The organism is Streptomyces sp. NPDC059452 (assembly GCF_042750035.1).
Taxonomy (GTDB): domain Bacteria; phylum Actinomycetota; class Actinomycetes; order Streptomycetales; family Streptomycetaceae; genus Streptomyces.
The window spans coordinates 139,082-152,991 of record NZ_JBHYVE010000020.1 but is presented as its reverse complement, the minus strand read 5'-3'; the positions used below and the strand labels follow the sequence as shown (position 1 = coordinate 152,991).

Below are 13,910 nucleotides of genomic sequence, written 5' to 3'. Positions count from 1 at the left end.
GTGCTTCCCCCGGAGGCAGTCGGCTGGGTGGTGCGGACGTCGTGGCCGGCCAGGCCGTACGGAACGTGTGGGCGCCGGTCGTTGTCGGCCTGCTCCGGGGCGGCCGGAGGAGGTGGATGCCGGTGTGCGTGGCCGGTTCCCTCCGGGCCGTCGGCCCTTGGCGTGCGCCGCTCATCCGGAGGAGCGGGGAAACGTGTGCGGATGTCATTCGGAAGGGCGGGGGAAGGCGTGCAGATGAGTCCGTACGACCGCCGAACCCTCGGTGCCCTCCGGGACGCGGTCCCGGTAGCTCTCCACGACGCCGTGGAGCTCCTCCGCCAGTTCCCTTGCCAGCTCGGGGGTGAGGCGGAGCTTGAAGCTGCTCATGTTCGAGCTGCGCCGCCACTCCTCGGGCCATTCGCCCATCGTGCCGAGCCAGGTGCTCAGCTCCCGGGCGTGGGTGGTGGCCACCTCGTGCAGGACGACGCCGATGGCACCGCGCACCTCGGGGTCGGCGTGTCCGAGGAAGTCCGCACTCTCGATGGCCGAGGAGTCGTGCACCGCCCGCCACCAGCGCTCGCGGCCCTTGCCCAGCTCCGGGGCGTCTTCCACCAGCTCGGATTCCGCCAGTTGGCGCAAGTGGTAGCTGGTCGCGCCGCTCGACTCACTCAGCCGTTCGCCCAGCTGGGACGCGGTGGCGGGGCCGAACTCGCGCAAGGCTTCGAGCAGTCGGATCCGCAGGGGGTGCGCGAGGGTGCGCAGCGTACGGACGTTGACGTTGTGGATGTTCTGCCGGCCGGCGGGGGCGCGTCGGCCGGACTCGTTCTCCGTCATGCTGCGACCGTAGAGTTGCAAAGGGTTTGTTGCAAGGGTTTCTTTGCAACTCTTCCCGCCCGCTCGCCCCCGCCCCCCTCACCCCTCCTCGATGAACCCCTCCGCCACCAGCCACTCCTTCGCCACCTCGTGCGGGTCCTCGCCGTCCACGTCCACCTTGGCGTTCAGCACTTGGGCGACCTCCGTCGTCAGCTTCCGGCTGACCGGGTCCAGCAGGTCCGCGATCTCCGGGTACTTCTCGAAGGTGGCCCGGTGGATGACGGGGGCGGCGTTGTAGTTGGGGAAGAAGTGCTTGTCGTCCTCCAGCACGTCCAGGTCCATGGCCTTGATCCGGCCGTCGGTGGTGAACACCTCTCCCAGCAGGCAGGAGTTGGACTTGGAGACCTGGGTGTAGATGATCCCGGCGTCCATCTTCTGGATGTTGGCGGCCGGGATGTCCATCCCGTACCGCTTCTCCATGCCGGGCAGCCCGTCGTCACGGGAGGCGAACTCGTTCTCCACACAGATCGTCACCGCGCCCGGGTCCTTCTTCGCCAGGGCCGCCACGTCCGAGAGGGTCCTCAGCTTGTACCGGGCGTTGTTCTTCTTGCTGATGGCCAGGGCGTAGGTGTTGTCGAGCGTGGACTGCGGCAGCCAGACCACCCCGTTGCCCCGGTCCTCGTCCCGGACCGCCTCCCACTGCTTCTGCGGGGCGACGATCGGCTCCTCGTGGCCGAGGTAGGTGATCCAGGCCGTGCCCGTGTACTCGTACATCGCATCGGCGTCGCCGTTGATGATCGCCTCGCGTGCGCTGATCGAGCCCGGCAGGTTCGTGCGGTCCAGGACCTCCGCCCCGGCCGCCTTGAAGACCAGGCCGATCATCTGGCCCAGGATGATGTTCTCGCTGAAGTTCTTCGAGGTCACGGTCAGCGTGGCGCCCTTGAGCGGCTCACCCTGCCCGACCGACCCCGGCGAGACATCGTCCACCATCGGCGAACCGCTCTTGAGCCCGCAGCCGCTCACCAGCAGCAGCAAGGACGCGGCCGCCAGGACCCGTGCACCGTACGTCGTCGTCCTCACCGCTCCTCCAGCCCGCGCGGCGTCAGCGCCAGTTCGGCCAGCGAGGCCAGCCAGTCCACCAGCAGTGCCAGCACCACCGTCAGCACCGAGCCGATGATCAGCACCGGCATCCGCTGTGTCTGGATCCCCGAGGTGATCAGGTCGCCGAGCCCGCCGCCCCCGCCGAACGTGGCCAGCGTCGCCGTACCCACGTTCAGGACGAGTGCCGTACGTACCCCGGCCAGGATCAGCGGCACCGCGAGTGGCAGCTCCACCTTCATCAGGACGCCCCGTCCGGACATCCCCATCCCGCGCGCCGCCTCGATCATGTTCGGCTCGATCGCCCGCAATCCGGCCACCGTGTTGGAGAGCACCGGCAGCACCGCGTAGATCACGATGCCGATGATCGCGGTACGGGGTCCGATGCCCAGCCAGATCACCAGCAGGGCCAGCAGACCGATCGCCGGGGTCGCCTGGCCGATATTGGCCAGTGCCGTGAAGGCGGGCGCGGCCCTGCGCAGCCGCCGTCGGGTGAGGGCGATGCCCAGCGGGATCGCGATGATCAGCACCCAGAAGGTGGAGATCGCCGTCAGCCGTACGTGCTGCCACCAGCGCAGCTGCACATTGCCGCCGGAGAGCGAGTTCTCCGCGATGGAGTCCAGGTGGATGTTGGTGATCCAGATGTACGTGATCACCAGGATGACCGCCAGCACCGCGGGCAGGACCACCAGTTTCCGCCAGGTGATCCGGCGCGCCGGGGCGGCCGGGGCGGGGGAGGGGTCGCTCTCCTCGTCGTGGAACGCGTGGCCCTTGACGTCGTGTTCGCCCGGCGGCCGGGTGGGGGCGGCCGGGCCCTTGCCGGAACCTGGGCCGGAACCGGGGCCGGAACCGGGGCCCGGGACGGGACCGGAGCCGGGGCCGGCCGGATGGCTGGGGCTCATACTCCGCTGCCACCCCCCTCCAGCTCCTGTTCCGTCCGGTGGACGCGCAGCTCCTCCAGCTCGTGCTGGTGCTCCATGGCGGTCAGCCGGTCGGCCTCCAGCAGCTCCTGCACGTTGTCCATCAGCGTCTTCATGTCGACGACCCCGATGAACTCGCCGCGCCGCCCGGTCACCGCGACCCGCCCCCCGCTGTCGGTCAGCACCGCCTCCAGCGCGTCGTGCAGCGTGGCGTCCCGGGTCACCGTGTCGTGCACCAGCTGCCCGGCCCGCGCCAGCGAACCGCGCGCCCGCATCAGGTCGCCGCGCCGCAGCCACTTGTACGGGCGGTTCCGCCGGTCCAGCATCAGGAGCTCGTTGTGCGGGCCGTTGCGCAGCTTGTTGAAGATCGTCTGGAGCGGGTCCTCGACCGTCACCGTCGGGAAGTCCGCGATGCCCACATCCCGTACGCGGGTGAGGTTGAGGCGCTTCAGGGCCGCGCCCGCTCCCACGAAACCGGAGACGAAGTCGTCCGTCGGGTTGGTCAGGATCGCCTCGGGGGTGTCGAACTGTGCGATGTGCGAGTGCTCCCGCAGCACCGCGATCCGGTCACCCAGCTTGATCGCCTCGTCGAAGTCGTGGGTGACGAACACGATCGTCTTGTGCAGCTCGTGCTGGAGCCGGATCAGCTCGTCCTGGAGGTGGTCGCGGGTGATCGGGTCGACCGCCCCGAACGGTTCGTCCATCAGCAGGACGGGCGGGTCGGCGGCCAGCGCCCGCGCCACGCCCACGCGCTGCTGCTGGCCGCCGGAGAGCTGTCGCGGATAGCGGTCGTGGAACTCGCGCGGGTCCAGGCCCACCAGGTCGAGCATCTCCTCCACCCGGTCCTTCACCCGGGACGTGGACCAGCCGACCATCTTCGGGACCAGGGCGATGTTGTCGGCGACCGTCATGTGCGGGAAGAGGCCGGAGGACTGGATCGCGTACCCGATCTTGCGGCGCAGCTTCACCGGGTCGATGTCGGTGACGTCCTCGTCGCCGATCCTGATCCGGCCCGAAGAGGGCTCGATCAGCCGGTTGATCATCTTCAGCGTGGTGGACTTCCCGCAGCCGGACGGGCCGACGAAGATCACGGTCTCGCCGGCCCTGATCTCCATCGAGACGTTGTCGACGGCCGGGTTGGGGTTGCCCGGATACCTCTTGGTCAGGTTCTCCAGCTGGATCGTGGCCCCGGAGGTGGCGGCCGCCCCGCCCGCGGTGACTGTCTCGGTCTCAGGCACGGATCCCCCTCGGGATGGTCAGCCGCCCCAGCAGGACGTACGCGGCGTCGAAGAGCAGGGCGAGCACGACGATGCCGAGCGTGCCCGCGAGGACCTGGTTGATCGCGTTGGCGCTGCCCAGCGAGGCGATGCCCCGGAAGATCTCGTTGCCGAGGCCGGGCCCGGAGGCGTACGCGGCGATGGCGGCGATCCCCATCAGCATCTGGGTGGAGACCCGGATGCCGGTCAGGATCGGCGGCCAGGCGAGCGGCAGCTCCACCCGGCAGAGCCGCGCCACCCGGGACATCCCGATGCCCGTCGCCGCGTCCACCAGCGCCGGATCGACGCCCCGCAGCCCCACGATGGAGTTCCGGACGATGGGCAGCAGCCCGTACAGCGTCAGGGTGATCACGGTCGGCGCGACGCCCAGCCCCACCAGCGGGATCAGCAGACCGATCGCGGCGAGCGAGGGGATGGTGAGGATCGTCGCCGTGGAGGTGATCGCGAGCGAGCCGCCCCAGCCGCTGCGGTAGCTCACCACCCCGATCACCACGCCCAGCACGGTGGCGATGACCATGCACTGGAAGACCGCGCTGACGTGCTGGAACGCGTCCGTGAGGAGCTGCTGGTGGCGGGTGTTCAGATACTCCCAGAAGCTCACACGGCACTCCCTCAAGCTCTCAGCAGGCGTTCCGGCCCTCGGATCGCTCAGCAGGCGTTCCGGGCCCTCGGATCGCTCAGTCGGTGTCCTGGGCCGCCTGTTCCACCAGCGGGATGATCCGCAGCGGAACCGGGTTCTCCATGACGATCGCCGTGGCGGCCCGGACAATGCCATCAAATCCGACAACCCGGTCGATCACCCGCTGAAGGTCGGCGTTGGAGCGGGCCACCAGCCGGCAGAACATGTCGCCCTGCCCGGTCGTGGTGTGCAGCTCCAGCACCTCCGGTACGCCGCCCAAATGGGCCCGCACGTCGGCGCCTTGGCCCTGCTTGATCTCCAGCGTCGCGAACGCGGTGACCGGGTAGCCGAGCGCCGCCGGGTCGACGTCCGGGCCGAAGCCGCGGATGACGCCATTCGACTGAAGACGGTCCAGCCGCGCCTGCACCGTCCCGCGCGCCACGCCGAGCCGCCGGGATGCTTCGAGGACGCCGATCCGCGGCTCACGCGCGAGCAGCACGATGAGCCGGCCGTCCAGATGATCGATCGCCATGGGCCCGCCTCCAGTGGTCAGCCTGTACAGATAGTCCGGCCATCATGGCGATCGACTGTGCATATTGACCAGAGAATGCGCAAACTATTGCGCACCTTGCGATGCGGGGAGAGCCTTCGAACATGACTGAGACTCTGCACACCAGCCCTGACACCGCAGCGCAGGCCGACCGCTTCCCGGTCAAGGGAATGGACGCGGTCGTCTTCGCCGTGGGCAACGCCAAGCAGGCCGCGCACTACTACTCGACCGCCTTCGGCATGAAACTCGTGGCCTACTCCGGACCGGAGAACGGCAGCCGCGAGACCGCGAGTTACGTTCTGGCCAACGGCTCCGCCCGCTTCGTGTTCACCTCCGTGATCAAGGCGTCCACCGAGTGGGGCACCTTCCTCGCCGACCACGTCGCCGCGCACGGTGACGGCGTCATCGACCTCGCCATCGAGGTCCCGGACGCCCGCGCCGCCTACGCGTACGCCGTCGAGCACGGGGCCCGCGGCCTCACCGAGCCGCACGAGGTCAAGGACGAGAACGGCACGGTCGTCCTCGCCGCCATCGCCACGTACGGCAAGACCCGCCACACCCTGGTGGAGCGCTCCGGCTACGACGGCCCCTACCTCCCCGGCTTCGTCGCCGCCGACCCGATCGTCGAGCCGCCCGCCAAGCGAACCTTCCAGGCCATCGACCACTGCGTCGGCAACGTCGAGCTCGGCCGGATGAACGAGTGGGTCGGCTTCTACAACGAGGTCATGGGCTTCACCAACATGAAGGAGTTCGTGGGCGACGACATCGCCACCGAGTACTCCGCCCTGATGTCGAAGGTCGTCGCCGACGGCACGCTGAAGGTGAAGTTCCCGATCAACGAGCCGGCGATCGCGAAGAAGAAGTCGCAGATCGACGAGTACCTGGAGTTCTACGGCGGCGCCGGCGTCCAGCACATCGCGCTCGCCACCAACGACATCGTCGCCACGGTCCGCTCGATGCGCGCGGCCGGTGTGCGGTTCCTGGACACCCCCGACTCGTACTACGACACCCTCGGCGAGTGGGCCGGGGAGACCCGGGTGCCGGTCGAGACCCTGCGCGAGCTCAAGATCCTGGTCGACCGCGACGAGGACGGCTACCTGCTCCAGATCTTCACCAAGCCGGTCCAGGACCGCCCGACCGTCTTCTTCGAGATGATCGAGCGCCACGGCTCCATGGGCTTCGGCAAGGGCAACTTCAAGGCCCTGTTCGAGGCGATCGAGCGCGAGCAGGAGAAGCGCGGCAACCTCTGAGCCTCCCCGGTTCCTGAACCGCTCCCGAACCTCCCACATACGCCACCGCGGCCCGGGGCAGCACCCCGGACCGCGGTGGCGTATGCCGTTTCCGGCGGAGAGCTACGGAGACTTCGGCGCGTCGGCCTCCACCGCCGCCGGGCTGCTCGGGGCCGCCTTCGACGGGGCGGGGGCCGACTGCGAAGGGGCGGGCGCCGGGGCCTCGGGCTCGGGGGACTCCCGCTTCGGCTCCTGCTCCGGTTCCTGCTTCGGCTCGGGCCTGGTCTCCCGCTCCGGCTCCGGCTTCGTCTCCGGCTTCGGCTCAGGGGCCGGCGGTGCGGGCGGGGCCGGTGGCCGCACCTCCCCCGGACCGCCCGGCGGCGGCTCGCCCAGCGCCTCCAGCGCCTCCCGGGCCTTCGGCGCGTCCAGCGGGGAGAAGGCCGGGTTGGTGCGCAGCGCCTCCTCCAAGTGGCGGCGGGCCGGTCCGTACTGTCCCAGCTCCCGTTCGATCACGCCCAGGTGGTACGCGTACGAGGCGTTCCGCACGCCCGTGTCCACCGCCCGCTGCGCGTACTCCAGGCCCTCCTCGGACCGGCCCGCCCGGTGCAGCGCCCAGCCCAGCGCGTCCGCCACCGCCGCGCTGCGGTGCTGCTTCTTCCACTGGGCCCGCAGCAGCTCCACCGCCACCTCCGGGTCCCCGTGGTCGCTCTCGTACCGGGCCTGGATCACCGACTCGTCGACCCCGGCCTCCTTCGCCTGAGCCAGCAGCCCGGCCAGCTTCTCGTACTGGCTCCGCGCGTCCCCGTCGAGCTCCATGGACGCGTACAGCTCGCCCAGTTCGAGGACGTACAGCGGGCGCGGGAGCTTGGTGACGGCGCTCTGGTACGCGGCCAGCGCCTCGTCGGTGCGGTCCAGCGCCACCAGCGCCCGGGCCCGGCCCGCCAGCGACGCGTGGTGGCCGGACTCCGTGCGCAGCGCCGCGTCGAACTGCGCCACCGCCTCCTCCGGCTCGCCCCGCTCCCAGGCCAGCTCGCCCAGCCGGTGCAGCGCCTCGGCCTTCTCGGCGGGCGTCGTCGCCCGGTCGGCGGCCTCGCGGGCGGTGGCCAGGGCGTCCTCGCGCCAGCCCTGGCTGCGGTAGAGGTCGGCGGTGCGGGCCAGGGCAGGGACGCCCTTGCGCAGCTCGCCGAACTTCTCCGTCGCCCCGGTCGCCGCCTTGTGGTCGCCGAGGCCGGTGTACGCGTCGATGAGGACCGGGTACACCCGCCAGCTCTTCGGGTCCTGCTTCCGCACCGTCTCGCCCCACCGCTTCGCCGCCAGGAAGTCGTGCCGTGCGTTGGCCAGGGCCGCCATCCCCACCCACGCCTCCCCGTTGCCCCGCTCACCCGGCTGAGCCTCCAGCGAACGCTTCAGCGCCTCCTCCGCGCGCCCGTAGTACGCCGCGTCCGCCGAGCGCCGCCCCCACTCCACGTACGCCGAACCGAGCGTCGCCCACGAGGGCGCGTCCTGCGGGTGGGCCTCCACCCACTGCTGCCGGTCCCCGATCAGCGCGGTCAGGTCCGAGAGCGAGGCGGGGGAGCCCGCGGTCGCCGCCGCCTCGGCCCGCTCCACCGGCCCCGGCTCCTTCGGCGCGTCCCGCCCCCGGTCCGGTACGGCCACCAGCGCCCCGGCCAGCAGCACGCCCGCCGCCACCGCCCCGAACGCGGCCCGGCGCAGGGTCGTCCGCAGCGTGGGAGGAGGCGGCGGTACGGCGGTGGCGCCTTCGGCGGGCGGCACGGAGGGCTCCGCTCCGGACAGCGCGCCGGGCTCCGCGCCCGGCTCCGCACCGGACATCGCATCGCGCGCCCCGGCGCCGTACGGGGACGGCTCGGGCGGCCGGCGGGACTCGGGATCCTGCTGGGGCATGACATCCATGGCCATCACTGTGCGTCAGTCATACGAGCACACCGCGCCTTGGGATCGCTGCCGCCGACGGGTTCACACCTTTGGCCCCGAGTGCCACGCTGGAACCATGAGCGATCTTCTCGAACGCCTGCGCACGGGCCTTCCCGCCGAGGCCCTGATCACCGACCCGGACGTCACCGGGGCCTACGCCCACGACATGGCGAGCTTCTGCGCGGCGGGTACCCCGGCCGTCGTCGTCCTCCCGCGCACGGTCGAGCAGGTCCAGCACGTCATGCGCACCGCCACCGCGCTGCGCGTCCCGGTGGTCCCGCAGGGCGCCCGTACCGGCCTGTCCGGCGCGGCCAACGCCTCGGACGGCTGCATCGTGCTCTCCCTGGTGAAGATGGACCGGATCCTGGAGATCAGCCCGGTCGACCGGATCGCCGTCGTCGAGCCGGGCGTCATCAACGCGGTGCTGTCACGCGCGGTGAACGAACACGGCCTGTACTACCCGCCGGACCCCTCCAGCTGGGAGACCTGCACCATCGGCGGCAACATCGGCACGGCCTCCGGCGGCCTGTGCTGCGTGAAGTACGGGGTCACCGCCGAGTACGTCCTCGGTCTCGACGTCGTCCTCGCCGACGGGCGGCTCCTGACCACCGGCCGTCGCACGGCCAAGGGCGTCGCCGGGTACGACCTCACCCGGCTCCTCGTCGGCTCCGAGGGCAGTCTCGGGATCGTCGTCAAAGCCGTCCTCGCGCTCAAGCCGCGGCCTCCGCAGCAGCTCGTCCTCGCCGCCGAGTTCCCCTCGGCAGCCGCCGCCTGTGACGCTGTGTGCCGGATCATGGAGCGCGGTCACACGCCGTCACTCCTCGAACTGATGGACCGGACGACCGTGCGTGCCGTCAACGCACTGGCCTCCATGGGGCTGCCCGAGTCCACCGAGGCGCTCCTCCTCTGCGCCTTCGACACCCCGGACCCGGCGGCCGACCTCGCCGCCGTCGGAGCGCTCTGCACGGCGGCGGGCGCCACCGAAGTGGTCCCGGCCGACAACGCGGCCGAGTCCGAACTCCTCCTCCAGGCCCGCCGGATGTCGCTCACCGCGCTGGAGGCCGTCAAGTCCGCCACGATGATCGACGACGTCTGCGTACCGCGCTCGCGGCTCGGCGCGATGCTCGCGGGCACGGCGGCCATCGCCGAGCGGTACGACCTCACCATCGGCGTCTGCTCGCACGCGGGCGACGGCAACACCCACCCCGTCGTCTGCTTCGACCACACCGACCCCGACGAGTCCCGCCGGGCCCGCGAGTCCTTCGACGCGATCATGGCGCTCGGCCTGGAGCTGGGCGGGACCATCACGGGCGAACACGGCGTCGGCGTCCTCAAGAAGGAGTGGCTCGCCCGCGAACTGGGCGAGACCGGTATCGAGTTGCAGCGCGGCATCAAGGCCGCCTTCGACCCGCTCGGCCTCCTCAACCCCGGCAAGCTCTTCTAGAACACCCGCTGCGCACCCGCCTCTTACGGGGGCCCTCACGCCTCACCGTCCTGGGACGGCGACTCGTCCGCCGACCACGGGTCGCTCAGCCACAGGTCGTCCGCGGGCAGCGGGGCCAGCAGCTCCGCCAGCGCCTCGTCGATCCCGAGCCGGTCGGCCTCGGTGCCCGGCGGCACGATGCGCAGGGTCCGCTCCACCCAGGCGGCCACGGCGGCCGAGGGCACCTCCAGGAGGGCGTTGCCGTCGGGGGAGGTGAGGGCCACGCAGATCACGCTCCGGTTGTCGATCTTCGTCGGCCAGATCCGTACGTCCCCGTGCCCGCACGGCCGGAACACCCCTTCCACCAGCAGCTCCCGGGCGAACGTCCAGTGCACGGGCGACTCGGAGCCGATGTGGAAGGCGATGTGCACGGCGTACGGGTCGTCCGTGCGGTACGTCAGCCGGGCGGGTACCGGGATGGACCGCTCGGGGGACAGGACGAGCTTCAGCTCCAGCTCACGTTCCACGATGTTCATCATGAGAATGCACGACCTTCCGGTGCTCGTGGGACGGTCCCGTGACCGTCCCGCACAAGGAGAGAGCGCCCTCCCCGCCACCTATTACGCGACTTCTCAAAAAAACTTCGATCCGCCGCGAAAGTGGTCCCAAACAGGCGGACCGGCCCGGGGATACGTGCCGGTCTGATAGATGTGGACCCTTGTATTGAGGCCGTCCGCCCTCCCGGCGCCGAACGGCCTGAGGCCTCGAAGAGATACGGGACCCGCTGATGAGCGCGCCAACTCCGGCACCCGGTGACGAAAGCCCCCGCGAGGGCTACTACCCCGACCCCTCCATCCCCGGTTACGTCCGGTACTGGAACGGGGCGTCCTGGGTTCCCGGTACGAGCAGGCCCGCGCCCCAGCAGCCCGCTCCGGCGCCCTCCGCAGCCCCTGCTCCCGCGCCCGCGCCCGCCTCCGCTTCCGGCCCTGCTTCCGTTCCTGCCCCTGCCCCTGCCCCCGCTCCGCAGGCCGGTTCGCAGGCCGGGCCGGTGGAGGAGACCGGGCCGATCTTCTTCGACGAGGAGGAGGGGCTGCCGGACAGTTCGGGCGACCCCGCCGCCGACCGCTCCGACGCCGGGTCCGTCTGGCAGGCGGACTCCGCGCGCCAGACCGGCTTCGGCGGCGAGCGGGACCGCCGGGTCTCCTGGGGCGGTGGCCCGGCACCGGAGCCCGCCGGGGGCCCCGCCGACCCGAGGGCGTCCCTCGCCCAGGACCCGACCGGCGGCGCGCTGCCGGGGATGCGGGACGGCGGGGACGGCCGGGCGGCGGAGGAGGCGGGGGCGCGTCCGCCGACCGAGGGGACGGTCACGATCCGCGCGGTGGGCCCGCGGGCCGGTGCCGTACCGCCGAACGCCGTACGGGGGAGTGCCCCGCAGCCCGGCCCCGTACCGCCGAACGCGGCACAGGCGAACGCCGTACAGTCGAACGCCGGTACGCCGCAGGGGCCGCAGAACGTGGGCGTGGCGCAGGGGCCGAGCCCCGTACCGGCCTCCGAGCCCCGGCCGCTTCCGGCGCAGGCCCCGGCGGCCACGGCCCAGCCCCTCCCGGCCCAGGCGCAGCAGGCTTCCGCCCCCGCCCCCGCCCCCGCTTCCCAGGAGGCGCGGCAGGGACCGGTCCAGGCTCCCGAGGCCGCCGCACCCACCCCCGTACCTCCGGCGGCTCTCCACACCCCGCTCACCCCGGGCCCCGGCGGCGGTTCGGCCTCCTGGGCGCAGCAGGTCCACCAACTGGCCCAGCCCGAACCGCAGCAGCAGGCACACCAGCAACAGGCGTCCCAGCACCAGGCACCCCAGCCGCAACAGCACCAGCACCAGCACCAGCAGCAACAGGCGAACCAGCCGCAGCCCGCGCCTCACCCCCTCCCGCCCCAGCAACAGCAGCCCCCCTTCGCCCAGTCCGGTTCCGGGGCGGCGGGGGCGGACCAGCCCGTCGTGCCCTGGAAGCCCCCGGCGGCCGACGACCCCTTCCAGCAGCTCGTCCGCGCCCAGACCTCGGCCAGGCCCGCCGGGCTCGGCAAGCGGTTCGCCGCCCGGCTGGTCGACAACCTGGTGCTCGGTGCGGTCGTGGGTGCGGTGGCCGTCCCCCTGACCACCCGGGCGCTGGACCACATCGACCGGAAGATCACCGCGGCCAAGCAGACCGGCGAGACCGTCACCGTCTGGCTGCTGGACTCCACCACCGGGGCGCTGCTGGGGGCCCTGCTCGCGGCCTTCCTCCTCATCGGCTTCCTCCTGGAGGCGCTGCCCACCGCCAAGTGGGGCCGGACGCTCGGCAAGAAGCTCTTCGGGCTCGACGTACGGGACATCGAGTCCCACGACGCGCCCACGCTGGGCGCTGCCCTGCGCCGCTGGCTGGTCTACGGGGTGCTGGGGCTGCTCGTCATCGGCGTGGTCAACGTGTTCTGGTGCCTGGTCGACCGCCCCTGGCGTCAGTGCTGGCACGACAAGGCGGCCCGCACCTTCGTGGCGGGCTGAGCGGGCGGCTTTCAGGGCCCGCCACAGGAGGCCGGACGGCTGAGCGGGCGGCTTCCGGAGGCCCGCCGTAAACTCGTATGCCGCCCCGCGTCCCCCGAACGCACCTGAGCCGTTGCGGCCCCCGGTGGCCCGGGATGCACTGCCCCCATGAGCAACGACCAGCCGACGCCCGGCCAGCCGCCCGAGGACGACGATCCGTTCCTCAAGAAGCCGCAGGAGCCTCCGCCTCCGCCGCCGTCAGACGGTCAGCCGCCGTTCGGCCAGCCGCCGTACGGGAGTGCGCCGCCCCCTCCGCCGCCCCCGCCGAACGACCCGTACGGAAGCGGCGGGGGTTTCGGGGCACCGGACCCGCTGGCTGGGATGCCGCCGCTCGCCGAGCCGGGCAGGCGGATCCTGGCGCGGCTGATCGACTTCCTCATCATCTCGATCCCGCTGTACCTGATCTCGCTGCCGTGGGGCGGCGCGGTCGACGTGACCACCGACGACGGTGACGGGTTCGGCGACGCGATCAGCAACTCCTACACAGGCCACCAGTTCCTGTGGTCGCTGATCGGCCTGGTCGTCTACATCGCGTACGACACCTACTTCACCCAGAAGGACGGCCGCACCCTGGGCAAGCGGCTGCTGAAGCTGCGCGTGGCCATGCTCAACGACGGCCGGGTGCCCGATGTCAGCTCGTCGCTGATGCGCGCGGCCGTCCTCTGGGCCCCGGCGCTGCTGTGCTGCCCGTGCCTGTGGTGGCTGATCAACATCGTGCTGATGTTCACCGACAAGCCCTACCGGCAGGGGCTCCAGGACAAGGCGGGCAAGACCGTGGTGGTCTCGGCCGGGTAGGAAGGAAGGCAGGCAGGCAGGAAGGCAGGCCGCAGGGCGGTCGGGCGGAGGCGTCCGCCGGTCCGACCGCCCCGGTGTGCCGGGTCCCGGTGTCGCCGGTCGCTCAGCGGCGCAGCGAGTGCTCACCCGCCCGCTGCTCCGCCCGCTGCGCGGGACGGGCGGCCGGGACCCGCTGCCGGGCTCCGGTCCCGTCCACCGCGTGGTGCGCGACGGCCGCTCCCGGGTGCGCCGCGTGGAGCCGCGCGCTCTGCCCGGGGCGGGGCTGGGGCTGAGGCTGGGGCAGGCGTACGGCCACGAACACGCCGAGCGCGAGCGCGGCGGCGGCGCTGAGGGCCACCCCGATCCCCGATTCCGTACCGGAGAGCAGCAGCAGGGCGAGGGTCGTACAGACGACGGTGGCCGAACCGTAGACGAGCTGTGCGGCAGTCGGACGCGGCATGGCGGTTTCCGTCCTCGGGACGTCGGATGGGGCGGGGCGGTCGGCACGTTGGGGGTGTCTTGCCGGTCAGGACACCCCCCGGCGCCTTCCGACCCTACGACGGTGGATGCCCGACCGGGACCGGTAGTAAGCGTGACCTAACCCACGGTACCGGTGCACAGGGGGCGCACGGAGTCACGCCTCTCATCAACCGGACGGTACGGCGCGCCTGTTGGGGGCGATCCTGTCCGCATACCGGAAGAGCGCTCCTGCATAGTGCACTTG

The 13,910-nt window shown here is 71.7% G+C and carries 13 protein-coding genes; 4 read left to right on the top strand and 9 right to left on the bottom strand.

From position 1 onward, the window contains the following. Nucleotides 1-204: 204 nt before the first annotated feature. The 6 genes from ACFW9Z_RS25285 to ACFW9Z_RS25260 all read right to left on the bottom strand — a co-directional run bounded on the left by ACFW9Z_RS25285 (nucleotide 205) and on the right by ACFW9Z_RS25260 (nucleotide 5,238). Complete coding sequence (locus tag ACFW9Z_RS25285; protein WP_384644709.1) at nucleotides 205-813, bottom strand: ArsR/SmtB family transcription factor; 609 nt, start codon at nucleotides 811-813, stop codon at nucleotides 205-207. Between the two features lie 78 nt (nucleotides 814-891). Next, complete coding sequence (locus ACFW9Z_RS25280) at nucleotides 892-1,782, bottom strand: glycine betaine ABC transporter substrate-binding protein (RefSeq protein WP_384644742.1); 891 nt, start codon at nucleotides 1,780-1,782, stop codon at nucleotides 892-894. A gap of 86 nt (nucleotides 1,783-1,868) precedes the next feature. After that, on the bottom strand, nucleotides 1,869-2,792 hold the full coding sequence (locus tag ACFW9Z_RS25275) for an ABC transporter permease (RefSeq protein ID WP_384644707.1): 924 nt from the start codon (nucleotides 2,790-2,792) through the stop codon (nucleotides 1,869-1,871). Then, nucleotides 2,789-4,048, bottom strand: coding sequence for a betaine/proline/choline family ABC transporter ATP-binding protein (locus ACFW9Z_RS25270; RefSeq protein WP_384644705.1), 1,260 nt, complete (start codon nucleotides 4,046-4,048; stop codon nucleotides 2,789-2,791). Before ACFW9Z_RS25270 ends, ACFW9Z_RS25275 begins: the two co-directional genes overlap by 4 nt. Then, nucleotides 4,041-4,688: an ABC transporter permease gene (locus tag ACFW9Z_RS25265; RefSeq protein WP_030567765.1), complete on the bottom strand. Its 648-nt coding sequence runs from the start codon at nucleotides 4,686-4,688 to the stop codon at nucleotides 4,041-4,043. Before ACFW9Z_RS25265 ends, ACFW9Z_RS25270 begins: the two co-directional genes overlap by 8 nt. Before the next feature lie 76 nt (nucleotides 4,689-4,764). Next, a complete protein-coding gene (locus tag ACFW9Z_RS25260) occupies nucleotides 4,765-5,238 on the bottom strand; it encodes an Lrp/AsnC family transcriptional regulator (protein WP_384644703.1) in 474 nt (157 codons plus the stop codon). Nucleotides 5,239-5,360: 122 nt separating this feature from the next. Here ACFW9Z_RS25260 and hppD point away from each other — a divergent pair, with 122 nt between their 5' ends. After that, nucleotides 5,361-6,506 carry a 4-hydroxyphenylpyruvate dioxygenase gene (gene hppD, locus ACFW9Z_RS25255; protein WP_384644701.1) on the top strand — a complete coding sequence of 382 codons (1,146 nt, stop codon included), beginning with the start codon at nucleotides 5,361-5,363 and terminating at the stop codon, nucleotides 6,504-6,506. A 102-nt stretch (nucleotides 6,507-6,608) separates the two neighbouring features. Here the strand turns inward: hppD and ACFW9Z_RS25250 are convergent, their stop codons facing one another. Continuing rightward, complete coding sequence (locus ACFW9Z_RS25250; protein WP_384644699.1) at nucleotides 6,609-8,396, bottom strand: tetratricopeptide repeat protein; 1,788 nt, start codon at nucleotides 8,394-8,396, stop codon at nucleotides 6,609-6,611. 97 nt (nucleotides 8,397-8,493) lie between these two features. Between ACFW9Z_RS25250 and ACFW9Z_RS25245 the strand changes: the two genes are divergently transcribed. Beyond that, on the top strand, nucleotides 8,494-9,861 hold the full coding sequence (locus ACFW9Z_RS25245) for an FAD-binding oxidoreductase (protein ID WP_384644697.1): 1,368 nt from the start codon (nucleotides 8,494-8,496) through the stop codon (nucleotides 9,859-9,861). 35 nt (nucleotides 9,862-9,896) lie between these two features. On the opposite strand, the gene ACFW9Z_RS25240 is transcribed toward ACFW9Z_RS25245, so the two are convergent. Next, the gene (locus ACFW9Z_RS25240; RefSeq protein WP_384644695.1) at nucleotides 9,897-10,379 is read right to left on the bottom strand and encodes an SsgA family sporulation/cell division regulator; all 483 of its coding nucleotides are present in this window, start codon (nucleotides 10,377-10,379) and stop codon (nucleotides 9,897-9,899) included. A 248-nt stretch (nucleotides 10,380-10,627) separates the two neighbouring features. On the opposite strand from ACFW9Z_RS25240, the gene ACFW9Z_RS25235 reads away from it, so the two are divergent. Together ACFW9Z_RS25235 and ACFW9Z_RS25230 are read left to right on the top strand one after the other, a co-directional pair. Then, nucleotides 10,628-12,373: an RDD family protein gene (locus ACFW9Z_RS25235; protein ID WP_384644693.1), complete on the top strand. Its 1,746-nt coding sequence runs from the start codon at nucleotides 10,628-10,630 to the stop codon at nucleotides 12,371-12,373. A gap of 147 nt (nucleotides 12,374-12,520) precedes the next feature. Further along, complete coding sequence (locus ACFW9Z_RS25230) at nucleotides 12,521-13,207, top strand: RDD family protein (protein WP_384644691.1); 687 nt, start codon at nucleotides 12,521-12,523, stop codon at nucleotides 13,205-13,207. Nucleotides 13,208-13,310: 103 nt separating this feature from the next. Here ACFW9Z_RS25230 and ACFW9Z_RS25225 read toward each other — a convergent pair whose 3' ends face one another. Next, nucleotides 13,311-13,646, bottom strand: a complete 336-nt coding sequence (locus ACFW9Z_RS25225) for a hypothetical protein (protein WP_384644690.1) — start codon at nucleotides 13,644-13,646, stop codon at nucleotides 13,311-13,313. Between the last annotated feature and the right edge of the window lie 264 nt (nucleotides 13,647-13,910).